The sequence below is a fragment of the Actinomyces oris genome, assembly GCF_001937665.1.
Taxonomy (GTDB): Bacteria; Actinomycetota; Actinomycetes; order Actinomycetales; family Actinomycetaceae; genus Actinomyces; species Actinomyces stomatis.
In genome coordinates, this window is record NZ_MSKL01000006.1 from 159,768 (window position 1) to 184,124 (window position 24,357).

Here is a 24,357-nt window from a genome sequence, read left to right on the forward strand (position 1 = left end):
AGATTGGGGCGCTCGCCCCATGCCGAGAATGCGGCAAGCGTGCGAGAGTGTGGCGGTGAACGTCCCTGCATTACTGGCCACCATTGCCGTTGGTGGCGCGACCGTCACGGTCGTAGCCCGCCGAGTCTCCGCCTTCGCGCGACAGTACGTGTCCGATCTTGAGCAGGACGAGGCAGAGGCGGCGACTTCATCTGATAACGCGGCAGCTACCACGCCCACGCTGGGAGCGGGGCCCACGAACGAAGCGACTTCAGCAGACGCGAAGCTCTCCCCCAGCAGTGGCACCGCCTTCGAGCCGACCACCTTCCGCGCGCGGTGGTTGCTGACACCCGCCTCACAGGCCGTCCTCGCAGTGGTCCTGTGCGGACTGACGCTCGCATGGGGGGCACGCAGCGCTGCATGGGCCGAGGTGATCGTGGCGCTTCCGATCGTGGCGCTGCTGGGCGCCGCGTGCAGCGTTGACGCCGTGTGCCACCGGCTCCCCAATCGCATTCTCGGCCCTGCGGCACTGTGGGCCGGCACGGCGACATTGGCGCTTCTCGCTCTCAACGTCGCAACGGGGTTGCTACTGGCCGATGCGGCGTGGATTGCCCTCCGGGCCGCTCTGTGTGCGGTGTGCGCAGGCGTCATTGTGGGAGCAATGGTTCTGATTCCCGGATCCGGGATGGGGCTGGGGGATGCGAAGCTCTGCGCGGTCCTCGGGTTGTGGCTCGGCTACTTCGGGGCGGGCGAGGCCGCGATGGGCATCATTCTGGGGTTCTTTATCGGCGGTGTCATCGCGATCGTGCTGATGATCAGTCGGCTTGCTGGCCGCAAGACGCTCATCGCCTTCGGTCCCTATCTAGCGATGGGGGGTTGGCTGTCATGGATGCTCGCGGTGGCATGAGTGCACAGAAGGACGGCGCCGGCAACGGCGGCTCGCCATCGGTCAAGACTCCGACCTGGGCACCGACCGGCGCACCGCCTGAAGTTCTGGTTGTCGATGGTCGGGTAACGGACGTTCCGTTGTGGCGAGCCCGGAAACGCAAAGAGCGCAACACCGGGCTCCTGGGCACCGACGGTCTGCATGGCGCCCTGTGGATCGAGAGCTGCAACTGGATCCACACCTTCGGCATGCGGTACGACATTGACGTCGTCTACATCAATCGTCGCGGGCTCGTAGTAGCTGTGACCACCGCTGCCCGGAGACGCCTTGGGGCACCACGCTTCAGCGCACACTCAGTGATCGAGATGGAGGCTGGTCACGCAGCACTGGCCGGTATACGTGAGGGAAGCACCTGCAGAGCAACAAAACACGATTAGTTCTCTGCGACATAGCCCCGAACTCACGTCACTGGGGAGTTGAACCTGATTCATGGCAGTTTGGTGGGTTTGGGAGTTTGGGGCTGATTTTTCGTTGGCATTCCGTCATGTTGGGGGTGCGCTGGCACACTAACGCGGCCGGTAAGATGGGGGGTGGTGAGCCCGTTTCTGCGTAGGGTCAAGACTGCTTCAGGAGCGATGGCGGAGCAGATCGCGGTCAAGGAAGGGCGCCGGGACAAGATCATCGAGCACCTAGGCTCAGCCCACACCCAGGCAGAGCTGGCGGCCGTGATGGAGATCGGCCGGTGCCGCATGCTCTGGACCAGCTGGCCCTGAACCCGTCCCCCTTTGTCACCAACGGCACAGCCAGCCTCCTCAGGGCCAGCCAACGTCGGCGCGGTGGTGGCCTCCAAGCGCTCGGCCCTGTTGTGGGACGTTCTGCACGGGGCGTATACCCGCCTGGGACTGGGTGAAGCGGCGGGGATGATCGGGCCTTTGAGCAGATAGTTCTGGCACGCTTGATCGAGCCGACCACCTGCAAGGCCCAGGTGCCCCGCGTCCTGACAGTTCTGGGCCTGGAGTCGGTCAGCGTACGGGCCTTGTTCCGGAGCCTGTTCAATGGTTTGTGTAAGCTTTTGTGGAAGGACTGATACTGATGACTGCTACTGATGATGACAACAGGGCGCCTGCTGGTGGTCGGGATGTGGTCGACCAGTTGCGCTCGGCTGGGGCTCTGGATGGCTTGTTTGAGCAGAGCTGGTGCCGGGCGGGTGAACATGACTGGGGTTGATGGTCTGCTGCCGGCACTGGTCAAGGAGGCCCTGAAGAGGGGCCTGGCCGCTTGGCTTGAGCGAGCACCTGGGTTACGACAGGGGCGAGCCGACCTCCCAGGCGCGTGGTAACGCCAGGAACGGGACCACGTCCAAGACGGTGGACTCTGAGGTGGGGCCCTTTTGAGACCTGTGGTGCCCCGGGACCGGGTCGGAACCTTCACCCCGCGCCCGGGTAGCGCCAAAGGTCAGCGCCGTCTGGACGGCCCCGATGCGTGTGAATCACCAGGCCTGATGCGCCGGTGGAATTGAGACGTCAGGGGCATCCAGCACCACCTGGCCTCCACGCTCAGCGCGGGCGCTCAGCACGGGGACCATTTCGAGGATCACCGACGCGGTAGCCGATGCTGTCCTGGAGTAGCAGCGCCGCCCGCTGGAGGAGTTCTACCCGGTGGTCTACCTCGACGCGATTCGGGTCAAGGTCCGCGTTGATCATCGGGTCGCCTCCCGCTCGGCCCACATCGCGGTCGGGGCGGGGCATGGACGGTATCAAGCACGTGGCTTAAGTATCTGGGCCCCGGACCCGGGGAGGGAGCCTCCTTGAAGGGTGGCTCGTGTGCGCTGAGCTGGCCAACAGGGGCGTCAAGGACGTGCTGATCGTAGAGGGGGCACCTCCCGCACGGGAGCGAAGCGCGTGGGGGAATGTGACGGGCTCACCGGCCTTTCCGAGGCGAACACAGGCAGTCCTGGCCCCAGGCCACGGTCCCCACCTGTGTGGTCCACCCGGTTCCGCGCCCCTGGATGCGGTTCGTCTCCTACGGGGACCGCCGGAAGGTCGCGGCCGCTCTCAAGGCCGATCTGCACCGCCCCGAACCAGGAGGCCGCCTGGCAGGCCCTGACCGACTTCTCCGAGTCCGACACGGGGGTCAAGCACCCCGAGACGGTGGCGACCTGGGAGCGGGCCTGGGAGCGGTTCACTCCCTTCCTGGACAGGCCTCCGATGCTCAGGCGTGTCATCTCTCCCCCACTTTGTGGGAGGTACCCCCTCCACCAACAGTATCGAGTCGCTGAACTACCAGCTGCGCAAGGATCACCGATGAACCGCGGCCATTTCCCCTTTCGATGAGGCGGTGATCAAGCTGCCGAAAGCTGGCGATCTGCGACACCCGTGGACAAACGAGCCCGAGAACGCGACAAGGAGAAAGGACTGCCACCATCCAAGCGCAAGGCCAAGGGCAGACTCGTCGAAGGACAGATCACCACCGACCAGATACAGGGCCCTGGCCCAGCTCACCACCGCCCACCCCGACCGAATCAACCCCTACCTGTAAAACGCTTACACAGAGAACTGGACAGGCCTTTGTTCCCGATCCCTGGGCCGCTGCATCGAGCGCGGCTACCGCTAGGCCATCAGTGGCTAAGCCTCTAAAGCACGCCATAGCCGCCGGCGACGTGTCACTGTGTCTACGGGCGTCACCACGCTCTACTTCGAGACCGAGAAGGAGGACGAGCTGCGCAAGGTCGGCTATTCCAAGGAGAGAAGGGTCCACCCCCAGATCATCGTCGGGCTGCTGGTCGACCGGGCCGGCGTCCCCCCTGAGAATTGGTTGCTGGGAGAGCAACTGGACTGAGACCACCACGATTGTCGGTGTCGTTGAACATCTCCACCAGGCCGCCAAAGTCGAGCCCCTGGTCGTAGTCACTGACGCAGGCATGCTCTTGGCCGCCAACCTGAACGCCCTGGATGAGGCCGGAGTCGGCTTCATCGTCGGTTCACGCACCACCCACCTGGAGACGCACTTCCACTGGCACGGGGACGCCTTCACCGACGGCCAGGTCATCGACACCATCACCCCCAAAAGAGGCTCGAACACCGAGCGCGACGTCAGCAAGCGTCATAAGCCGGTGTGGAATCTGGGCACCCATCCCGGCTCGTGGAGGGCCATCTTGGTCTACTCATCCAAGCGCTTGACCCTGGACAACCACACACTGGACGCCCAGGAGAAGAGGGCCAGGGCCCGGCGCCTGGCTGGGCTCAAGGACTACGTCATCAACATGCCTAACCGCCTGATGGCCGCCGCCGAGGTCGTCTCCTGCCAACACGAACTATGGCACGTCAAGCAGTCATTCGCCGATGAGCAAGCACGACCTGCCAGCCCGCACCGTCTTCCACCACACCCGCGATGCCATCGAGGCCCACCTGACGATGGTGATGGCCGCCCTAACGGTAGCCCAATACCTCTACGACACCACCGGGATAAGCATCGCCAGGATCGTACGTGAGCTGCACGGCCTGCAGGAGGTCGTCATCAACATCAACGCCGCCCTACGACTAACCCCCAAGGCCGAACAAATTCTCACCGCCCTGAGCACCCGACCCCAGCACACTAAACGTCATAAATAAGGTTAGAGAGCCAACAACCAGTTCCGCGGCGTCCAAGACATACTCATCAAAAGGATTACCGCTAGCCGTATACCGCTAACGACCCCGAATCATAGCCAGTTTACATCACCGAACTATTAAACTCATCCGACAGATCTACGATATCTAAGACAATCCCACGCCCTCACCGCATAGAAGCCATCAGCCCGCTGATCTAACCAGACCGCTACGCAAACTTTGCAGCCGCTCTTAGAGGCAAACCTCACCCACTGCGCAACCAACTCATAAAATGAGCGTGCGCAATCATAGAAAAGCGAACTCCTGCCAAGTTAAGAAAACGACAATGAGTTCAAAGCCATAAAAGCGGGCGAGTCAGCCAACGAACCTTCAGGAGAGTATGCGGCAATGTAGATGTCTTGCTCTCGCGCAGTCCTCAAAACCATAGAAACTGCCGAAAGATTCGAAGCACCCTTACCAAGACTGGAATCCAATTCAGAAAAATCCGCCACCTGATCCCACGTCCACGCCCAGGCCTCTTCTGCGTTAGGCCAATCGACCTGAACCAGCGTAGAAGTAGTGTTCGTATCGTCACGGTATGCTTGCCACTGAGACGAGGCTTCTACTCCAGTATCTCCGTGCGCGAAATCTGCCCAATTAACATCCAACAACCCAACATCATCTTGGGAATGAAAATAGTACGCTTTTAGTCGCTTAGGGCCGTAAGTCTTGACAATTGACAGTTCCCCAGGAAGCGTAATTGTAACCCCGTCAGTTAACTGTCTCGAAGCTCCTTGAGCCTCTTTGGGTTTAGGTGTCACCTTCAACGCATGACCTGGAAACTTGCCCGAATCAGATGCCTCAGAATGTGGATGCGAAGCCGCTAAACTACCTTTCGATGACGAAGAGGTACGTTTTTCACTAGACGAACACGCCTGCAGTGCCACTGCAGCACCTGCGACAGTGAGACACTTCACCGCAAGCCTCCGGGACGTAAAATCAACAAAGCCAGCCAACAATATCACCTAACTCCATCACCGATGCCACTTTTAAAAAAATCACCAATCACCATGTGACGCCAACGTTCACACAAAACGCCACACCTCGCAATTCGACAAATTCTGCTCACACGCTCCTTCACTTTCAGTTCGCCAACACCTCTCATCGCAGATTATAACTTCCCGGCCCAGCTAGTCAAGAGCGCCACGCCACATACCGCAAAGCCGTTGAATTAGATCTTTACGATAGGCATCCCGCAATCAGGAAACAAGCAATATCCCGAGCCGTCATACAAAATGTCGCAAACTTATATAGAGCACTACATGACTACAATTGATGAGACACATAAACTGCTAAGAATAATCAGCGAACTCAAGCCGGCAAGATGATTGTTCACTTAGATGTGTCGTTCCTGGAGTACTTTCGAGTCCCATCAGCCCCAGGTGCACCCAGATACGACTGATGTTCCATCTTACGTTCGGCAGTACTTGCACTCTGAGTATATGAAGCAACCCAGAGATCGAGTGTCCCCTCAGCACTCGTTCGTTGCGTCGAATAAGACGTAGTTGTTACCTGAGCATTATCATGGATGACTGAATTAAGTCGGTCCTTGGAATCAACCGGTTTAGACGGATTCCAAACCGAACTTGGAAACACAGGTGACGCTGAGTTCGCAGAATGGGCGTAGTCTTCCATGACCTTTCTATCAGCCGGACTCAAACTATTTAGATCAATTGACACGGTAGTCTCGTACTCATGGCCAGCCCTCGACGTTGCATCGCCGTTAGCTCTATCATTCCCGGCCTTAGCTTTACCGCCTCCCTCTTCGTATGTATTCGTTTTAAAAGTCATCTTAGTGACGTTACCTTTAGCATCTTCCTCATATGACATTTCAAGCCCCCAGCCGAGAGCGCCAGACGCGCCTAGCTTTGGGCTGAAGCCAGTCTCTTTCAGCTCCTGTTCGCTAAGATCTACGACAACACTACCAGATGCTTCGCCGGCGTACTTAAAGGACGTGGTTGTCTTCTGTAGATCCTTCTTCTCTCCTTTGTCGTTAGTATTATGCGTCCATGTTCTATTGGCAGTTCCGCTCAAGTTGCCTTCAGCTGCTAAACTAATCTCTGCATCACCTTTTGAAGCTTTCCCTTTCGCAGAGCCCTTAAGTTCAATTTTACCAGCTACGCTTTCCTCAATCTCATCTGGACGATCATCGATGTTAGTATCTCCAGCAAATGCCTGACTAACTCCTTGTTTCTTTCTATTCTCAAGTTGTTTCTGATACTTCTCCTTGAACCCGGAACATGACCTCGACGATCCCTCTCCTGATTTAGTGTCGCATTTACGATTTTCTGAACGCGTATAGTTGGCGCCGCCAGCAAGGTTCAACTCAGCTGATGCCTCAGCCGCACCCTTTCCGGCCTCCGCCTCGACGCTAGCTCCGACCGTCAGCTCTTTAGAGTCGGACAATTTGATGGATCCTGAACCATCCTGATACTTTTCAGTCGTGACACCAGCTCCGTCTTCTAGTCCGACATTCACTTTTGCTTCAACACCTTTAACGGGTGCTGGAATGTGGGCCGCGCCTTTGGCAGAGTACTTTTCTTCCCTATTAGACACTACGTTCTCTTTAGCATCAGGTTTCCAAGATTTTTCTTTAGATGTATCCGTTGAGCAGGTGCCGCCAAAAATTTTGCTAATTTGACATGTTAGCTTTGTACCGATACCTAAAGCGTACACTGAAATTATGATAGCTAATACAAGAATGATGCTAACGAGCACCACTCCCGCGTACTCCGTACTGCCGGCACCTTTCTCAGATTCACGCCTGCAAACAATATTCGACATTATCTCCTCCGAACAGAGTCTCCTTGTATGGAACTTGCAACGAACCTTATCCGACTTCCAAGACAGAACGGTAGGGCCAAACGCCCCAATCTTGATTTGCATCTAGAGCGCTTAAATGAGTCTGGTAGAACAACGCTCAGTCGCTCCCGCTGCTGTGAACCTAGTCAAGTTATGAGGAGCGTTTTACCTTCTACAAAACAAAACGTGAGTACGACACATTGGTTGTTCACACTTCGGTGAGACGGGAATGTAGTGACTCAACTCATATGCTACTTAAACAACCGCAGGCAGTACACTTGTTATTGCGCTACGACTTTTAATTGCCAACATACTAGATCAACAAATAACCGCCGGTCACCAACAAATCTCTGGTGGATAGTTCCGAAGCGCCTGATGTTGATCTCTATTTATGTCGCGAACGAGGTGGTGAACTGCAATAAGAATTCTGCTTTGCAATTAGACATGTCACGTGGACGTGCATAACGCAGCAGAACATAGAATCTCAAAGTCTGGTTACCAAAAAAATGCTTTCATGAGCACCTAACTTACACTAACGGGTCTAACGGACTTCTCTACGATCGACCGAGACTCTTGACTGATGGAAGACTCCTGCGACCAATTGAGATAGGCGATCGTCTTAACTACGTCGTTGCTGCGAAACAACCATGCGGCACCAATATTAGCAACATCAAGTCCCCACTTAAAGTCAATACGATGACCAGAAACATGCTGATTTGAAAACGCGCTGACAGTTTCTTCTCGAACCTCCGTTATCCCAGAACTATCTTGTAACAACAGCGACGCCTCTTCAAGAGACTTTCCTGATAGATCATCCCCTACCATGATAGAAGCTGGCGGTTCTTCGGTTCCTCGCGACACCCATGCACGTTCCCATCCAAGTTTGTTACTACCATCATTCTGTTCTGGAGCGCCAACGTCGTTCCAAGTCGCGCCTACATGAACATACACGCCGTTAGCCTGCCGTCGCTGCCAACCGGTCAAAAGCGATTCACTTGGATCTTCCTTAGCAATCGAAATCATCTTCTGTGCCGAGGCAACAGCGCTAGAATCGATACCTGGTCCAGTCAGAATCAGCACCGCCTTCGATACGCCGTTTGTAATACTCCACAGCGCCCCTTGAATAGAGTCACTAGATAGAATTTGCTGCCAAGACCCGTTGCCAATGTTCTTTACTTCCCCTAATTTGAAATGAACTCCGGTCATTTGCTGGATACTGGAAATGCATTGCGACACCTCAATACTATTAGTCGCGCCTTCTCCCCAAAGACGAGCCGCTACAATAGTCGACTTAGCTGGTTCATTGGGCACTGTCGACCAAATGCGATCCCAGTAAAGAATATTCTGTCCAGAGTCTTGAACTGTAACGGCGCCACCAGAAGGAACTGGCATACTAAGTGGCTCCATTGTTGATTTACTCCATTCTATCGAACTCCCTTTGCTTCGGCTACAAGAAGTGATTCCTCCAAGTGCAAGAGCCGACGAAACGCCATAAATGAATACTCGTCTTGAAGTGCCATTCATTACCAAAAAATCCTCCGTAGTAAAACTGGATTATAAAACCAATTAATGATGTACTTGATACTGTCTATACGCAGAACATTAGCTTGCGGCAAGTGAGCACAGCGTCGTAAATGCAGGATTGCCTTCAGTGAAGCCGTTTTGCGGGACGTACGCAGTCAAAATATTCGTTCTGTTCTGTCCGTCAATAACATACAAAGAAAGCGCATCTACCAAAGTTCTTTCATTCCAGCCGGGAGGAATAGATAGTTGCCTCCAAGTCAACTGACCGCAATGAGAGAAGCCCTTCCATGGAATGCTGTCTTCGACGTTTGTCGCAACACCTTGCTTCGCGAGCAGGTCTCGATCAGCAGCTATCGCCGCTTTAACTGCTTCGTCCGGAGAAGAATCGAACGCCATTGGGCCCTCAACGGCGAGATATCCCCAGTTTTTCTCGTTAGGCCAAACGTACGTTACTGCAACGTGATTTTCAGACAGACGTTCAGGAGAAAGGCCAACAGTTCCTTCTGCTAGAGAAACTGTAATTCCCGAGATGGGTTTAACAGTATCACCTGAGACCTTAAGTTGCACTGCTTTAACTTTAGGAGCCCTATCGGGGCTTACACTGCTAGCAGTGGAAGGAACGTCGCTAGCTGTTCCACCTGTCTGGACATCGTAGTTGGAGCACGACGTCAGTATTGAGGAAATCAACATAGCCGAAAACGTCAACGAAACGCGACGTGATATCTGACGTCTCTGCAGAACTCGGCAACTGTTCATGACAAAATCTTCTCCGCAACGCATGATGCATTTTATCCATTCGAAATGCGTGGCACTCAAGCAAAAAGCCTGGCGAGCGCTAGACAAAAGATGACAGTGCCCTCCTATCGTAAATACACCGTACCTATTCTGAAAGCCAGCATATCAGTTTCGGAATTACGGACGCTCCGAAAAGTACTACATCATTTTTCCATCCGTATGCTACTCTGTGTGACGCCTACTACGTTGTCATCTACGATTCCGGAAAACGACATCTGAATTGCGGCGACACTCTCCTTTTTCTGAACTATCCATAACACGCCCTGTGATGAGCCTTTATCGTATGAATAGTCAACACGAACGCCAGATGTGTCCTCACTTCCGTACTTCAACGACATTGGTGCTTTCCGTCTTTTGTATCCATTAACCGAGCCTGCTATCGAATCAGATTCGATTTGAGCAAGGGCGTCATCTGTAGAGTTATGTCCGGTAGCCGGACATAGCAAAACTCTAATACGGGCAGTACCATCTGGGTCGCAATCAGCCCAGCTCTCCCGCCACCGTTTCGATCCCACGGGCGTGCCTGTTATTGCCCAACTTCTCGGGATCGCAAAACTCACTCCGTCTCGTCCCACTTTACCCCATCCCTCGGGAACATCTACTCCGTTTGACGACGTCAGTCTCATCCCCGTTTGCACTGTATTTTGATATTCCTCGTTAAGGCTACCAGCCATAAGTGCCCCAACTACAGTGGTACCATCGTTACGAAATATCCAGAATCGACCGGACTTTGCGAATTCGGCATGCGACTCAAAGTCTTTAAAATTCAGCGTCAGTCCGTTCCGTTCCTCTTTGATATCACTGCCCAGTGATCGATATCCCGGCAAAACTGAACGCAAACTCGTCTCCGTTTCCAATAGCGCTGCCGCCAAGTCAGATTTCTTTTGAGGTACACCTATAACGAGATGATGTGAATTGCCTGACGGAGTGACCCACATATCTGAAAATAGCGGCATTTCCTTTGGTGCAGGGAAGTGTTTCCACTCTTCTCGAACAGGAACGTATGCGTCTGAAACCAGAACAGTACTCCACCCTTTTGGCAGAGTGGGACGTGCAGCAGCACAACCAGACATCACATATGTACAAAGTGAACTAGTCGCTACGGTAAAAAACATGCGCCTAGACCAATTAATGCCAGTCATTGTGAACTTTCCAAAATTGACGTCTCCAATTGTTGTACCACAAAATCATCATTCTTCAATAATACAACTAGAACATAGCCTTCAGCAGTCGGAACAATCCAGCACATTCCCTGTTCGATAACTGCATCTGACTTGAAGTTAAATGTTGTTCTAAGAACATAACTACGCGCATCTTCTGCATTTTCGCTATCTGTAGCTGTAGCATTAGGATTCACGGCTGAGTTACTAGACGCAGATGGAAACGAAAACGCACCAATAGCTTCATATTCTGAGAACGACGATTTCAAAAGAGCTGAAGCCGCTTCTGAAGCTTGATCAGGAGATCCCGCCGATAACGGAACGCTAACAAGCAGAACAGCGGTGCCATCTCCGCTAGAATCAGTCATAGCTAACTGCCAAGTTGCATTACCGTTTTTGGATTCTGGGGTCTGATTTTCAGAACTTTGCGATCCGTTGGTGTAGGGTTCGCTAGCATCACCACTATTCTTCCAAGTAGCAGGAATACTAAGCGTGATTCCATTCAGTTTATAACTCCGAAGTGCAAGTGGCGAAGACGTGGCCGTAATTGATACGTCACGACCGAAATCACGCGTTACTACAATATAAGTGAGAACGGTAGCAATCACCACGACTACTGTACTCACAGAGAGTAGCAGGATCCGCTTCTTTGAAAGTATCCCACGATTCGCAACTGACAATGAATCCTCCAGATACCATGTAGCTATGGTCGCCTTGCTTAGGAACTGTCAGACGAGGAGAAAGTTCGTTCTCCCGTGCTGTCACTTCTTCCTAAAGTTTCCTTAGTGACAGACACACCTGCCCTCATTAGTCCAGGGTCGTCTCTCATCATTTCTGGTGTAATCGCCTTCATATCACTGACAGACTTAACCGTTTCGCGAGCAACCTCTCCGGATTCGTGAATAATACGAACAAGCATATTGCCATCTGCCGAAATCGGACTAAGTGGCTCAAAAACTTGTTGGGGCAGATCAGGACCATCGATGCCAAACTTATCGAGCCAAACTTCAACCGCATCTCTGTTGTTATCCGATACCGATAAACGAACCGAACTTCTTTTAAACTCTCCGCTCGATTCCGAGTGAATTTTGTAAAAAGCTACCGAAACAAGTTGTCCTCCCCGTCCGCGTACAACAACGACCTGTTGACCACCATCGTGATCGTTCCTACCCTGCCATGTCCAAGTTTCCGTGCTAGTCTCATCTCGAAGATATCGAGTATTTCGGTAAAGAAGGCCTGACCTTTCGTTCCAGTCATGCAGTTCGTGCGGCTGCCCACTTTTTCCCTCTAACGGAAGATTAAGATCTACGACAGTTGAAATTCCTTCTTTACCGACAAGCGGATCAAGTCCTAATAAAGAAAACTTAGATATTCCTTTGGTTTGATTTGCCTTTGAATCCGAAGAAACTTTTCCGGCTAAGCTAGCGTCGTCGCAAGAAATTTCAACACCGCAAGGCAGACTGCTTAATGGCAAAAACATAGATGACTTCCACGTAGTACTTGGAACACTCGCAGCGTCATTAGAATCAATCTCATTTCCATCCCAAAGTCGCTGAAGCTGAGGTGGCGCACCCGGAGAGATTGCAGACTTTTTTCCGTACACTAAAGACGGGCGCCCCGGCGGAACAACATTGTTTCCTGCGACTGTACGGACAATACGTTCTTCACTGGGCGCAGGTAGCGATACAGGTTCGAGACCACTCGTCGATGACCTGATTCTACTAGCGTCACTACAAGCCGCTGCATCGATAAAACATAGACCTTTTCGAACCACCCCAGTAAATGCAAGAACTCCGACAAGCCCGATAAGAACGATAACTGTTATAATCGAACGATACCCATATAGACCACCTTCCGCGCGCCGCCTACCACGTTTTAAAACGTGCGACCGAAGTATGTTCATGCGACTAATCTTACCTCAACCATGGCCTCTGCCTCAAGGTCCTTTGGCTTGACTTCGCTCTTTGGATTCGGCTTGTCGTTATGCCCGTCGGTTTGCTGAGTATGAAAATCATCTGACGACAGCATGCAGTGTCCGCTCACCTTTACACCTAGACTACCATTCTTTACGCACACTCCTTTTGACAACGTGAGTTGAGCGGTAGCAACTGATGACGAGCGTTGGTCTGTACCAGCTATGTAGGTATCAAGCCTAACCGCAGCACGATACCGGAGGCTTCCAGTAGTCTTGAACGATACTAAAGTAGCATTGTTGTTTTTAGCATACTCATACGCTTCTCGAGACACGCCCTGGCAGTAACTCGACACGGGCTTACCAAACTGCGCCCAGAAGCTTTTCATGTCTGGAAGGGAACGAGCCTTTCTATATACCGACTCAATTCGATCAGCACAAGCACCTGCCCCCGCCAAAGCAGCCGAATCTGCTGCTGTATTCGCGTTACGTCGATCCGCGATGGCGTCTCCCAAAGGGAACATCAGAACAAGCGACAGGACGACGATGAATATTATGATACCTACAGAATATACAGCGATGGAGCCGCGCTCATTCCTTCTAATAATTCGAAGTCGAGACAGAGCAAGGGAAAAACTACTACTAGAAGTCACCGTAATCACCACGAATCAAAAGAAAGCCAATCTTCTATCAATCAAATTTTTGCGTGAAACTAGATTCAGCGGCAGAATAGTAAGATAGCAACACGATAGGACGACAAACAAGAATATAGTTGGCACCCGTTTAACGCTGCACATGATCCCCGCACGTTAACGATAGAATAGAAGAGAATAATAACTCATCGCATGCCAGAGAGTGAATCACTATCGCTGCAACTAAGGCACTCGCGACGTTGCAACTATTTCGACTGTGTCAGTACGCCTACGAGATTTCTTATAGCGTATTGATGTCACTCCTTTTTTAATTTTTGTCATGCTGATTATAAATGAGCGAGAACCCGAATAATTCGGATGCCGCCCGCTAACTTCAACGCTCAATGAGCGAATGTAGCCATTTTTGCCGCCAATGTAAGTCGCATTCCATTCGGCGCTCTTATACGCATTGATAAAACTGAGTTAGGGGCGAGAGAAAGCATTCTCTGCGCCCCAACTCAATTCATTTCAATGCCGAGTCCGGTGAACTACTTTGTCTTCTCGTTCAGAAGCTCCTTAATCTTGTCAGTCAGGCTTGTTCCGATATTGAGCCCCCTCACGGCGGTAATAATCGCGAAAACGATAATGATCGAGACAATGACGACACCTGCATACTCTGTAGCGCCCTGTCCCTTCTCTGAAGAACGGACCCGCTCAACCAGACTCCTGGTCCAGGTGATAGCACGGACCTGGGCTGAAAGAATGCTGTTCGACATGACATATCCTCCTGTATGTGCTGTCAGAGTTAAGACAGCTAGTGTCGTTATCAGGGATCAGTTCCGCTGACACCAATAAGATTAGGCCAGTTGGTTTAGTTGCCTCTAGGGGCGATCGCCCCTAGAAGTGCCCTCGATGTCATCGTTGTTGTGGGCCGATCGCCTCCCGCCACCTAACAATGGCTTCGGCACGATTATGAACACCTAACTTAACGTACGCCGAGTTCAAGTAGTTCTTAACAGTACGAGGAGAAAGAAACTGTTCTTTGGCTATTTGCGCATTACTTTGTCCGCGTGATGCAGCCTCCAACACATCGGCTTCCCTCGCAGTCAGAACTTCCAATAGGGGATTTGTGGAGGTTGTGCATGTAGTTAGCGGTTGTAATGCCAATTGACCTGCCGCTTCAGGTCCTAGAACCAAGCCGCCTTGAATACATGTCGTGATAGCTCCTGTTATCTGCTCAGCGTCAAGGCTACCATGAACCAAATAACCCGACGCGCCGTTACCAATAGCTGACGTGATTGTTTCGGTGTCATCGTCCGACGTAAGCATAATGACCTTAGCAGTCTCCGCAAGTATCGGTAGCGCTTCCAGTCCACCCATTACCGGCATGCGGACATCCAAAAGCACGACATCAGGTTGCGTTTCACGTGCAGTTGCTATCGCTTCTTTCCCATTAGAGGCCTCGAGTACGTGCTCGACATCATTCATCCGACTGAGTATACGTCCCAGACCTATCCTTACCACTGCGTTATCGTCAGCAACTAGTACAATCACAATAGTGCTCCTTAACTACTTCTCAAAAGACTCTTCGTTTTCGGAATCGACGGGAGTGTAATGCTAGTCGAAGTCGGAATAGAGAGTCGTGCGATTGTTCCACCGTTCGGACTGCTCGAAATGCGTATGATTCCCCCCATCGAAAGCATACGCTCCTTCATCCCTTGGATTCCGTAGTGACCGGAAAGATTAGACTGTGACATTAATTCCAACGATTTTTCGTCGATACCAGTGCCGTCGTCCTCAATACGTACGTACAGGCATTCCTGTGTTCCTAAAAAGGTCGCACAAACGCGGTCGGCATTAGCATGCTTTTCAACGTTAGACAATATTTCACCGACCACCCTCTGAGCTTGCCATGCACAATTTCCGTCGACCGAAACTTGAGTACCAGAACATACTACACGTACTTCAATACCGGTTCTATGGCCCCATTCCTTAACATCACTAGACAAACGTTCTTTTAAATCGTGGCTCGGTACAGAACGCAGACTATGAAGAACATCACGTGACTCTTTGCTCAACTCATCTAATGCCTGAAACAGCGTAAGTGCGTCGTCAGCGTAGTGCGTACCTGCGAGTCCATCATGGAGCACCTCAGCAAGCATCCGAGCGCCAGCCGCCGACTTTGCTACAGTATCGTGGATGTCTCTAGCGAGCACCAATCTTTCTTCAGCGGCTGCTTTAAATGAATTCGCTTGTACTAGTTCAGATGCTAGTTTCTCTATGTTAAGCATCTGTGCACTCAGCCTTTGCCCCAATATAATCATGACAAACGAGCCGACTGCAATTAGGGTAGCTAGATCAAGGGAGAGATAATATTTCATACTGACATAGATCGCGAATCCCGTTCCCGTGAACACTCCCCAGACTAGCGAAGTTCGAATACTAAGAAGTATTCCCATTAGCAACGCAGAAATCAGTAAGTATCCCGTGCAGAATACTAGCAACGACAGATTTCGCGTGATACCAAGGCTGGCTGTCGCAAGAATGGCCATAGCGTCAAAGGCGGTCATGGATACCAAAAGACTCGTGTCATAAAGTGGCATTTTCTGATAGAACCTACGAGAGAACAGCAAAGAGTTGCTGACGACGCCCAGTATCACAGCTGGTAAAAATTTCGAAACATCCGAGCCGTTTAGGCCCTCGACGGTAAGCATGAGAACGAAGCACAGCCTAAGATTGCGCAGCATTTTAATCATTGGCGTGATGGTCGCCTCCGCGAAACTTCTGCTAAACATCGAAAAGCCCCATAATAGACTCCCAGTTACTCACAAGCATTCCCCCGATCAAAAGAATTAGAGCACCTGGAACAATCATCATTGTGACGACAAGCGACACTTTCGGCTGTGCCTTTGCAGCGTTCCTTCTAACTTGCTGACCGTGCTGTCGTCTGACCTCCTGAGCAATTTGTCTAAGGGCATCTTCTAGCGGCGTGCCTAGTTCTTCAGACTGTAAAATAGCGGTAACAAATGTCGCAACACTTTCTGAACCATTACGTTCCCGCAGTCCCTCCATAGCCGTGCGCCTTGGGACGCCCAGTTGCATTTCGCGGCGCATCAGCCGCATTTCTTCAGCGAGTGGACCAGAATGCTGATCCGATACACGATCCAACGCCGTTCTGAATGGGAGTCCTGCAGCTACAGTGACCGCCAGTACATCAAGAAAATCGGGAAGGTCTTTTTCGATACTTTCTTGCCTCGTTCTAATCGAAAGCATGAGCCAAGCGTGCATCCATGAACTCATCAACACGAACGCGACTATTCCAGCAAGTATTTGATTACTTGCTGAAAAAAGGACTAGAAGCAATAGCCCAACACACACAAAACCTGACTGACGCTGAATGAACATTTGTGTAGTCAGGTTCGAGGACTGCCCTGCGGCTCTTAACTGTTTGGAAAGCAGGCTTAGGTAGTTTTTGGAGTACATACCACTTATTATTCGTTGAGTGGCACGACCTAATGAGTCAATAATCCGTGTGACGGGACCAACTTTAGTCTGGTCCGACGAGTCAATCAAATCCGTATCTATAACATCTTCAAAAGAAGAAGAACGAAGTAACTGAACGCCTCGAGCAGCTACTAGCACGATCAGCGCCGCTAACCCACCAAAACCGAGGGATACCATAAAACGCTATACCTCCACTCGAGAAACAAGCCGCATCAGCAAAGTTCCACCTATGAACAGTACAGCAGAAGCGCCCATTGTCACTCTGCCAAGTAGACTCGTTGCCATCTGATCAAGCAAGCCCGGTTTGAATAGATTTAGTAGAATTACCGCACCTACGCCTATTCCGATTACAGCGTACCCTGCCACTGCTGCACCAAGAATTACAGTGCTTACTTCTCGACGAAGTTCTTTCCGATCTTCTAATGTCTGTGACATTTCACTAAGCGCTGCGCTCAATGCTCCTCCAGTCTTAGACTGGATAATTATAGTCCGCATAAGAACATTAATTTCCCTAGACGGCATTCGGTCGGTAAGTTCATTCAGAACGTTGTCTAACGACCATCCCAAGTTTAGCTGTCGAGACATATGGCGCATTTCCTGACCTGCCGGATCTGGCATTTCACGCCCCGCCATGGCTATACAGCGAGCTATTGATAGGCCGGCTGAGTTGCCGTTAGCTACAACGCGCGCTAGTTCAGGTAGTTGTGCAACAAAGTACTCCGTCCTTTTGATGCTTTTTCGCTTAAGCCACTGTCCAAATACCAAGGGGAGAGACAATGCGAGCACAGAACTACCGATTTTACCGAAGAAGGCGCTCGTAGTAAACGCGAGAAACACCATCAGACACGAAAGAGACGCAACGGTAATTAACGGAGACCAGTTCACATCCGCAGCTCTCATCATTCGTTTCAGCTTAGCAAGAGGCCCACGCGATGTCATTCGAGATTCAACCATTCTGAAGTATTCACGGTTTGTTTGTTGTCCTCCAAAAGCCTCGGACTTTAAAGCACGCCTTCGGGATGCTTCGTCGACAAGCACCGACGTCGCCCATACACCAAATACTAGCGTCACTAAGAGTATTCCAAGTACTACCCGTATAAAAGGATTCATGCTTTGTGTGCCTATCTGTTCAGGTTATTCAAACAACATTAACAGAATCAGTTAAGTTTGGATGAAACCGCCTGGGGAAGCTCGAACAGACGAAAATTTCCATCCCCCTTTGTTGCCTTTTCGTATCTCATTATTGGCGCAGTCACGTATCCCTCCCGCCGCTCTGAAACTACGGCTTCAATTTGTTTAACGCGCCGGATACCAGAGGAATCTCTTTCTAGCTGAATGACGACGTCGATCGCGCTATTTATTTGATCGCGAATAGTATCAACTGGCAATTCCAGATCTGACATACTAGCAAGCGTCTCGAGCCGCCCTAATGCGGCTTGTGCCGAATTAGCGTGCACTGTCGTTAGAGAACCTTCGTGCCCTGTATTCATCGCTTGTAGCATATCCATAGTTTCTCCCCCTCTTACCTCGCCTACCACAATGCGATCCGGTCTCATTCTCAGAGAATTTCGGACTAGATCACGAATGGTCACTTCGCCTTTTCCTTCAGAGTTAGCGGGACGAGACTCCAACCGGACAACATGCGATTGTTGTAGTGATAGTTCGGCAGAATCTTCAATAGTGATGATGCGTTCGTGGTCTGGAATCAGTCCGGAAAGTGCGTTCAAAAAAGTGGTCTTTCCTGTACCAGTACCGCCGGATACCAGCATACTGAACTTCGATTGGACCATAGCAGCCAGCAATTCTGCAACTTCACTCGGTAGCGATGCTTTGGCAACAAGATCATGCATTCGATAGGGTTGAGGAAACCGTCGGATGGTCATTGTTGGACCATCGAGCGCCAACGGTGGAATGATGACGTTAACACGTTCTCCACCCACAAGTCTTGCGTCGACCATGGGACTCGACTCATCAACCCTACGATTGACTGTCGATACGATACGATCAATAGTTTGATATAGTTCATCCTCAGAAGTAAATGCGGAAGGAATTTTTTCAATACGGCCTTTACGTTCGACGAATAGGTCATTAACTCCGTTTACCATTATCTCCGTAATGCTTTGATCCGCAATTAACGGCTCAAGTACACCCAGTCCAACCGTGTCATCGACTATTCGTTGAATCAGAAGTGCACGGCTTCGGCTTGACATCACAGGGCCCTCAAAAGAGAGGATACGAGCGAGAACTCTTTCGAGACGAGCTCGTTTTTGAGCCGGCGCTAAATCGGATACTTCCTCAATATTGATTTCCTCGAGAAGTCGACTGCGAAAACGTTTAATGAGGGCAGTCGCTTCATCTGTTGTTTTAGTTTGCGCTTTTCTATCCTTCAACGACATCAGGCATCTCTCCTCAGCCGAAAGGTTGCTTTATCTTTGAGCGTAAACCGACCAAATTCGAAGAAACCAGGTACACCAATAGGAACTTGAGCCGTCACTTCAACGCATTCCTTTCCGCACCTGTCAATTTCACGCAACGTAACCGATTCCGGCAATGATGTGCTAACCGCTCTTGCTACTGAGTCTCCCCTTTCTAGGGCACGCGCTCCATCCCGAGCTGCGTCACGCACATGTGATGCTGCGAACATGATACTAATCCCTTGCAGCATCACCAGAACTATCGCGATAATTACAGGAACTAACGCAGCCAACTCCACCGCCGCCTGGCCTTTGTGTTTATTTATTAAATTTTTCACTTGAGCCTGGTTTACGCGCAGCACGCCATTTTACCTTTCCCATTGGATTTGAGCAGTTGACTCCGCCGTTCTCATTCCGGGAGGTAAAGCCGGCGCATCTATGGTGACCTTTACTTTATCGCCGCTAATCGGAGTTACTTTCAATCCTGAAACCAGAGATTGTGGAACGTTCCTTGAGACCGACTTCATTACTTGCCTATCGGACATTCCAATGGAATAGTCCCGTGCGGCTTCTTGCGCCGTGTTATGTGCTATCAATGAGGCACCGGCAAACAAGAGAAGTTCAACAAACAAAACGAATAGTCCAGTTGCGATGATAAAGGTTCCGGCGAACTCTACTGCCGTAGCGCCTTCTTCTCGTCGTTTAGAGCGCCGTTGCTCGCTTCGGGCTTCATTCGACGAAGCAAGGCTGCGTCCGTCCCGCAGCCACTCTTCGTTGCGGACGCTTCTCACGTCATGAGCTTGCGGACGAGAAGAAGGAGGTACACGGGGCGGTAGAGAAGGCCCAGATGAACGGCTGGTTGCTTCAGTTAATATGACACGTTTGCCTTGCTGTAGCTCGGATTGACGCCCTTCAAAGTTTGTTTCAAAGTTCGAATCGATTGACTTTCCGGCTAGGTGCCCTACCATCTTGGCTTGCGTTTGATGCGCTTGCATCCTTGCCGGAGGGAAACTTTCGGAAGGCCGCTTACTTTTTTTTCTTTTCCTTCTAAACCATCGACGACCAGGTACGTTTTCCGAAGAGTGTTTATCCTTTTCTGCGTATCCATCGTCTGCTTGATGCGATAAATCAGCTTCGGAACCCAGAAGACCCGCAATATCTCGCCCAACATTCATCATTGGAGCGAAGTCGAGATTAAGGAGATCACCAGAGTTTATGGCCGACTCTATGCGAGAAGAACTATCCGGCATTGTTGAAATTAAAGCGCTGTCTATTAGTTTGGATGCGCTAGACGGCTGAATTTCGTTGTAGCGAGATATACGGTTAAGGACCACGTACACTGGCGTGTTACGCGCTAGTTCGAGACGAACTAAGGTTTCCTTGAATCTGCGTACTGCTCGCAAAGATGGCACTTCGGGTGTTGAAACAACAACTATTACATCAGCAAGATCTAGAACTGCCGCTGTTGCTCCATCGATACGCGAACCGCAGTCTACGATGATGTGGTTGTAGTTGTATCGCATTGCTTGAAGAATCTGATTAGACTCTGCCTCGGTCATTTCTTCACCGTTCTCCGTGTGCTCAGGAGCAGGGAACAGATCCATGCCGGAACGCACAGGATATGCAACTTCGGCGAGTTCTCGGCTACCTAGTTCCGAAGCAACCGAAACTAGATCAACTAACGAATGACGTGCACGAACACCACAGTATGAAGCTAAATCACCTTTACGTAGATCGAAATCCAATACGGCAGTAGCACTTTTAAGCGAAACACTTCTTGCTGCAGCAAGTGCAATCATCGAAGTGCCTACGCCACCTTTTGCACCAAATACGGCCACCGTACGACCGACGGCTTGTCGATTCAGAGACTGCCGTTCGCTTTCGATTTGCCCTCCTGCAGCCTGCGCCCATGCGGTAAGGGAACGTAAGCGTTCGGCATACCTTTCGACAGACGGAGGAAGAGGCAGGATCGCACGAGCTCCAGCATCGATGGCCCGAATCATGAGTTCACTGTCGGTTCGTACTGACAAAAGGCATGCTGGGGTAAGCGGTGCGAGTACAGAAATTTCTCGCAGGACCGTAAGACCCTGTTCGCCTTCCACGCCTTCATCCACTAGAATAATATCAATATCTTGACGTTGAAGTTCTACACGTGCCTGTGACGCGGAGGTGAGCACGAGCGGCGTATTAAAACCATTCAACTCGGAAAGGACTGCGGAAACAGAGCTTAACGTCTCTCTGTTCGAAGTTAACAGGAGAACTTTGGTCATCGCTGCACTCCATTCTTGTCGTTCGGTGCAACGCCGGGCTGGTTGCCATTGTTATTATTAGGATCGCTGCCACTCGGATCAGATTGGCCGGAGGAGCCAGTTGTAGAAGAGTCACTGTAGTTAGACTGATCATCAGTGAGAGGTTGTGAGTCTCCCGTACCTCTCAGTGCGAGACGAAGTTTGACAGCAAAACTTTCCGCATATGCAACCTTCAAGGTATCGGCGGTTGAAAGCGAGAAGGTGACAGGAACTGCTTTATCCTCCGAAAATGAACCAGAAGAGTTCTCTTGTTCAATTGTTTTCTCAACACCTACATTAATAATCAAGGCGTTCTGCACTATGACCTTCGCCTTTCTTTCTTTGGTGTTTTCATCTTCTACTGTGGCGACGATATCTACGTAGTCGCCTGCCGACACTCGACCAGCAACTCCCGTTTCTGCATCGACCATAATTGCCACTTCTCGATTTCCTTCAGCTAGACCCGGAGGATTCGTAAGCATTCCTTTTTGTATAACAGATCCGGCGCCATAAGATCCGACACTGACAAGTCCTTCAATTTGTCCGAATGATGACACCGCATTGGATGGAGCCCATCGTTTGGGAAGTTCGACTACTTCAACATCCTTTTCGTCGATTTTGTGCATTGGCTCGATGTTCGCCGTCAACTGCAGTACCTTCACCATCGGCCCAACCTGGGAGGAAACCGAATTCACATAGGTTACAACACCGACGAACGTTAGTGCTGCCCCGAGAATCGTGACTAGAAGCAGGAGAACGCCGCGTCGCTGTCTCGGATTCATGAAACGTGCCTTTCAGTAATAGAATACGGATGGGAGGTAGATGCGCTCGAACTACGCGTTCCACAGAAAGGGCATCCAATTGGAGGAATTAGCCTCCCGCAACTCCGGCAAGTCACTACTTGCACTGAGCTCAAAGCGAAACCTACAGATGCACGAAGATCTTCGACTACTGACATTTCAGCCCATCGACGTGCACCGTAGGGATATGCTTCAGACGGCGGCAAAATTATATGCGGTTGCCCTCCATTTATCGTCACCTTCATTGCCGATTTTTCAGTGCCAGATGCCCAACAGATCGCTCTTGCTCCATTGGTGCCCCATACGATAGATGACGACGACCGGACTTTACCCGAGTTGAGATCAACATCAAACGATGCCCCCGGGAAGAAACTTCTTAAGTGCTGGCCAAGCCCTGGACTTGCCTGTGATAGTTTTGAAACCGACGACAAGGCAACCCGTGTCCAGCATCGATTACCAACTATTTCCGCGACATGTTGAGCTAGTCCGTATGACGTCGGAGGAAGCATGCTCAACGCTCTCAGAACGAGCGCTTGTCTTGTACGCGGTCCTTGACTCACAATCAATGCCAAATCACCACGGGCAATCACTTCCCGGGTCATGATTGAGGGGCGTGCGGCGTCGTCTTTTGTGCAGACAAGGAGCGAGTCGCCTCTAATAGAGGACACCAGTTCAACGGCTTCATCAAGCGAGGACACCGTCCAGCAGCCCTGCGGTGCAGGATCGCCCACTTCCATGCCCGAGACTAGAATCATCTGATCTCTCCTTGCAGGGTGCGTTTGAAGAGGAACCAACGGCGTAGGTCGCAAGGCCTACTTGTTGCCTAGACAACGAACTCAGCGTAACTGAACCGTTATCTGAGTGCCGACTGGGATGTCGAGAGGGTTCTCACACTTGCTTACCGGTCAGTATCCAGCACCGTCGTCGAGGCGCCCTCCACGATCCAGCCATGCGCGCCCTCCACGAGCAGTAGCAGGACGTCGAAGCAGGGGCACGGATAGCAGTACACCGAGACTCACAACTGTCATGTTCTGAAGGAGGGTGGTATCGACATCAAGACCTGCGAAGACGCAGGTGCCGGCAGCCCCGGCGGGGATCAGGGCGGCGTAGGCCACGACGTGAGCCGCCTTGAGTTCGCGGTCGGCCACTCGGTGCAGTCGTCCAAGCAGCAGGACGCCTACACAGCTGACCACGAGTCCGCACACCAGATCGGCTACGTAGACCAGGGGGAGGTCCACTGATGACACCAGGTGGATCGAACGGTCAATCAGTGGATGCCACCGAGGCACCGCGATGACGCCGGCCGCCCCAACTACCGTGATAATGACAAGGTTCCCAACACGTAGGGGCAAGCCGTCAGCCATCTGCTTCCACACCTTCCACTCCCAGCGGCCAGACCGTGGGAGTACCAAGGCATTCCCTTGGGAGACACTCTCCATGAGCACACCGCCTTCGGTGGAGGTTACGGACAACCGAGGCAAGGCCCCAGGGGCCAGCGCCCCACGTGCGCCCCTTTGAAGGGCTCCGTGGGACACCCTCGGAGCGACCACGATTTCAACTGACCCTTCGTAAAATGCCACAATCTTTGTGGTGGTCATATGGGGACAACGCACCATCCCTTCGCCTACCCCCAGCGCACGTCGACGTGACGGTTGGCGGCCTTGCCGGCCGCATTGACACTGCCGTCCGCATTGGTCTCGGAGGCCACAGGTTCGCTCTCCCCCTTGCCGGAGGACTGGACGTTCAGAGATGGGACCTTGGAGGTCAGGTAGTCCGCGACCGCCTTCGCCCGCTGCTCGGAGAGCGTCTGGTTGTGAGCGTCATCGGCTACGGAGTCCGTGTGCCCCACCACGGTGACCGTGGCCGGTGGCTTGCCGTTCCAGCGCTTGACGATCTCGTCGAGCACCTGTTTAGCCCGGTCGGTCAGGGTCGCGGAGTCGACGTCGAAGGTGACACTTCCGGACAGTGAGGCCACCGTGGCCTGGCCGTCCTAGGAGTAGGAGACCGCGCTGTC

21 protein-coding genes and 3 pseudogenes are annotated in these 24,357 nt (G+C 51.8%); 5 read left to right on the forward strand and 19 right to left on the reverse strand.

The features are described 5' to 3' along the window. Nucleotides 1–55: 55 nt before the first annotated feature. The 5 genes and pseudogenes from BKH28_RS02695 to BKH28_RS13990 form a co-directional block, all read left to right on the forward strand. Nucleotides 56–886, forward strand: a complete 831-nt coding sequence (locus tag BKH28_RS02695) for a prepilin peptidase (protein WP_256695441.1) — start codon at nucleotides 56–58, stop codon at nucleotides 884–886. After that, the gene (locus BKH28_RS02700; protein ID WP_075417363.1) at nucleotides 883–1,302 is read left to right on the forward strand and encodes a DUF192 domain-containing protein; all 420 of its coding nucleotides are present in this window, start codon (nucleotides 883–885) and stop codon (nucleotides 1,300–1,302) included. The genes BKH28_RS02695 and BKH28_RS02700 overlap by 4 nt, the downstream gene beginning before the upstream one ends. A 156-nt stretch (nucleotides 1,303–1,458) precedes the next feature. Continuing rightward, nucleotides 1,459–1,916, forward strand: a pseudogene (locus BKH28_RS13985) (hypothetical protein); the annotation flags it as partial. A 38-nt stretch (nucleotides 1,917–1,954) separates the two neighbouring features. Beyond that, nucleotides 1,955–3,403 (forward strand): annotated as a pseudogene (locus tag BKH28_RS13250) (IS256 family transposase). Nucleotides 3,404–3,439: 36 nt separating this feature from the next. Beyond that, nucleotides 3,440–4,476: pseudogene (locus BKH28_RS13990) on the forward strand (IS1634 family transposase); the annotation flags it as partial. Nucleotides 4,477–4,784: 308 nt separating this feature from the next. Here the strand turns inward: BKH28_RS13990 and BKH28_RS13255 are convergent. The 19 genes from BKH28_RS13255 to BKH28_RS13675 all read right to left on the reverse strand — a co-directional run bounded on the left by BKH28_RS13255 (nucleotide 4,785) and on the right by BKH28_RS13675 (nucleotide 24,318). Beyond that, a complete protein-coding gene (locus BKH28_RS13255; protein ID WP_143224046.1) occupies nucleotides 4,785–5,399 on the reverse strand; it encodes a hypothetical protein in 615 nt (204 codons plus the stop codon). A gap of 445 nt (nucleotides 5,400–5,844) precedes the next feature. Further along, entirely contained in the window at nucleotides 5,845–7,296 is a 1,452-nt protein-coding gene (locus BKH28_RS13260; RefSeq protein ID WP_143224047.1) for a hypothetical protein, read from the reverse strand. A 540-nt stretch (nucleotides 7,297–7,836) separates the two neighbouring features. Next, on the reverse strand, nucleotides 7,837–8,838 hold the full coding sequence (locus BKH28_RS13265) for a hypothetical protein (protein WP_143224048.1): 1,002 nt from the start codon (nucleotides 8,836–8,838) through the stop codon (nucleotides 7,837–7,839). A gap of 78 nt (nucleotides 8,839–8,916) precedes the next feature. Then, nucleotides 8,917–9,405, reverse strand: coding sequence for a hypothetical protein (locus BKH28_RS13270; RefSeq protein ID WP_143224049.1), 489 nt, complete (start codon nucleotides 9,403–9,405; stop codon nucleotides 8,917–8,919). A 371-nt stretch (nucleotides 9,406–9,776) separates the two neighbouring features. Beyond that, a complete protein-coding gene (locus BKH28_RS13275; protein WP_143224050.1) occupies nucleotides 9,777–10,775 on the reverse strand; it encodes a hypothetical protein in 999 nt (332 codons plus the stop codon). Then, complete coding sequence (locus BKH28_RS13280; protein ID WP_143224051.1) at nucleotides 10,772–11,401, reverse strand: hypothetical protein; 630 nt, start codon at nucleotides 11,399–11,401, stop codon at nucleotides 10,772–10,774. Before BKH28_RS13280 ends, BKH28_RS13275 begins: the two co-directional genes overlap by 4 nt. 110 nt (nucleotides 11,402–11,511) lie before the next feature. Next, complete coding sequence (locus BKH28_RS13285) at nucleotides 11,512–12,696, reverse strand: hypothetical protein (protein ID WP_143224052.1); 1,185 nt, start codon at nucleotides 12,694–12,696, stop codon at nucleotides 11,512–11,514. Then, nucleotides 12,693–13,367 carry a pilus assembly protein TadG-related protein gene (locus BKH28_RS02720; RefSeq protein WP_178388813.1) on the reverse strand — a complete coding sequence of 225 codons (675 nt, stop codon included), beginning with the start codon at nucleotides 13,365–13,367 and terminating at the stop codon, nucleotides 12,693–12,695. Before BKH28_RS02720 ends, BKH28_RS13285 begins: the two co-directional genes overlap by 4 nt. Nucleotides 13,368–13,885: 518 nt before the next feature. After that, the gene (locus BKH28_RS02725; protein WP_075417366.1) at nucleotides 13,886–14,113 is read right to left on the reverse strand and encodes a hypothetical protein; all 228 of its coding nucleotides are present in this window, start codon (nucleotides 14,111–14,113) and stop codon (nucleotides 13,886–13,888) included. 139 nt (nucleotides 14,114–14,252) lie between these two features. Next, entirely contained in the window at nucleotides 14,253–14,891 is a 639-nt protein-coding gene (locus BKH28_RS02730; protein ID WP_075417367.1) for a response regulator transcription factor, read from the reverse strand. Between the two features lie 11 nt (nucleotides 14,892–14,902). Then, entirely contained in the window at nucleotides 14,903–16,093 is a 1,191-nt protein-coding gene (locus tag BKH28_RS02735) for a sensor histidine kinase (RefSeq protein WP_178388814.1), read from the reverse strand. A 31-nt stretch (nucleotides 16,094–16,124) separates the two neighbouring features. Beyond that, nucleotides 16,125–17,018 carry a type II secretion system F family protein gene (locus tag BKH28_RS02740; RefSeq protein WP_075417369.1) on the reverse strand — a complete coding sequence of 298 codons (894 nt, stop codon included), beginning with the start codon at nucleotides 17,016–17,018 and terminating at the stop codon, nucleotides 16,125–16,127. A 6-nt stretch (nucleotides 17,019–17,024) separates the two neighbouring features. Next, on the reverse strand, nucleotides 17,025–17,951 hold the full coding sequence (locus BKH28_RS13995; RefSeq protein WP_075417370.1) for a type II secretion system F family protein: 927 nt from the start codon (nucleotides 17,949–17,951) through the stop codon (nucleotides 17,025–17,027). A gap of 47 nt (nucleotides 17,952–17,998) precedes the next feature. Beyond that, entirely contained in the window at nucleotides 17,999–19,237 is a 1,239-nt protein-coding gene (locus BKH28_RS02750) for a CpaF family protein (RefSeq protein WP_075417371.1), read from the reverse strand. Then, nucleotides 19,237–19,617: a TadE family protein gene (locus tag BKH28_RS02755; protein WP_081380002.1), complete on the reverse strand. Its 381-nt coding sequence runs from the start codon at nucleotides 19,615–19,617 to the stop codon at nucleotides 19,237–19,239. The genes BKH28_RS02750 and BKH28_RS02755 overlap by 1 nt, the downstream gene beginning before the upstream one ends. 6 nt (nucleotides 19,618–19,623) lie before the next feature. Beyond that, on the reverse strand, nucleotides 19,624–21,525 hold the full coding sequence (locus BKH28_RS13135) for an AAA family ATPase (protein ID WP_143224053.1): 1,902 nt from the start codon (nucleotides 21,523–21,525) through the stop codon (nucleotides 19,624–19,626). Continuing rightward, complete coding sequence (gene cpaB / locus BKH28_RS02770) at nucleotides 21,522–22,325, reverse strand: Flp pilus assembly protein CpaB (protein ID WP_075417373.1); 804 nt, start codon at nucleotides 22,323–22,325, stop codon at nucleotides 21,522–21,524. The genes BKH28_RS13135 and cpaB overlap by 4 nt, the downstream gene beginning before the upstream one ends. 923 nt (nucleotides 22,326–23,248) lie before the next feature. After that, a complete protein-coding gene (locus BKH28_RS13290; protein WP_143224054.1) occupies nucleotides 23,249–23,590 on the reverse strand; it encodes a hypothetical protein in 342 nt (113 codons plus the stop codon). A 377-nt stretch (nucleotides 23,591–23,967) separates the two neighbouring features. Then, nucleotides 23,968–24,318, reverse strand: coding sequence for an OmpA family protein (locus BKH28_RS13675; protein WP_256695443.1), 351 nt, complete (start codon nucleotides 24,316–24,318; stop codon nucleotides 23,968–23,970). Between the last annotated feature and the right edge of the window lie 39 nt (nucleotides 24,319–24,357).

Bases quoted from the DNA above. Each gene is read 5' to 3' on its own strand.
- BKH28_RS13260 (WP_143224047.1), bottom strand. From the start codon at position 7,296: ATGTCGAATATTGTTTGCAGGCGTGAATCTGAGAAAGGTGCCGGCAGT.
- BKH28_RS02725 (WP_075417366.1), bottom strand. From the start codon at position 14,113: ATGTCGAACAGCATTCTTTCAGCCCAGGTCCGTGCTATCACCTGGACC.
- BKH28_RS02740 (WP_075417369.1), bottom strand. From the start codon at position 17,018: ATGGTATCCCTCGGTTTTGGTGGGTTAGCGGCGCTGATCGTGCTAGTA.
- BKH28_RS13265 (WP_143224048.1), bottom strand. From the start codon at position 8,838: ATGAATGGCACTTCAAGACGAGTATTCATTTATGGCGTTTCGTCGGCT.
- BKH28_RS13995 (WP_075417370.1), bottom strand. From the start codon at position 17,951: ATGAATCCTTTTATACGGGTAGTACTTGGAATACTCTTAGTGACGCTA.
- BKH28_RS02700 (WP_075417363.1), top strand. From the start codon at position 883: ATGAGTGCACAGAAGGACGGCGCCGGCAACGGCGGCTCGCCATCGGTC.
- BKH28_RS13285 (WP_143224052.1), bottom strand. From the start codon at position 12,696: ATGAACATACTTCGGTCGCACGTTTTAAAACGTGGTAGGCGGCGCGCG.
- BKH28_RS13275 (WP_143224050.1), bottom strand. From the start codon at position 10,775: ATGACTGGCATTAATTGGTCTAGGCGCATGTTTTTTACCGTAGCGACT.
- BKH28_RS02750 (WP_075417371.1), bottom strand. From the start codon at position 19,237: ATGTCGTTGAAGGATAGAAAAGCGCAAACTAAAACAACAGATGAAGCG.
- BKH28_RS02735 (WP_178388814.1), bottom strand. From the start codon at position 16,093: ATGATTAAAATGCTGCGCAATCTTAGGCTGTGCTTCGTTCTCATGCTT.
- cpaB (WP_075417373.1), bottom strand. From the start codon at position 22,325: ATGAATCCGAGACAGCGACGCGGCGTTCTCCTGCTTCTAGTCACGATT.
- BKH28_RS13135 (WP_143224053.1), bottom strand. From the start codon at position 21,525: ATGACCAAAGTTCTCCTGTTAACTTCGAACAGAGAGACGTTAAGCTCT.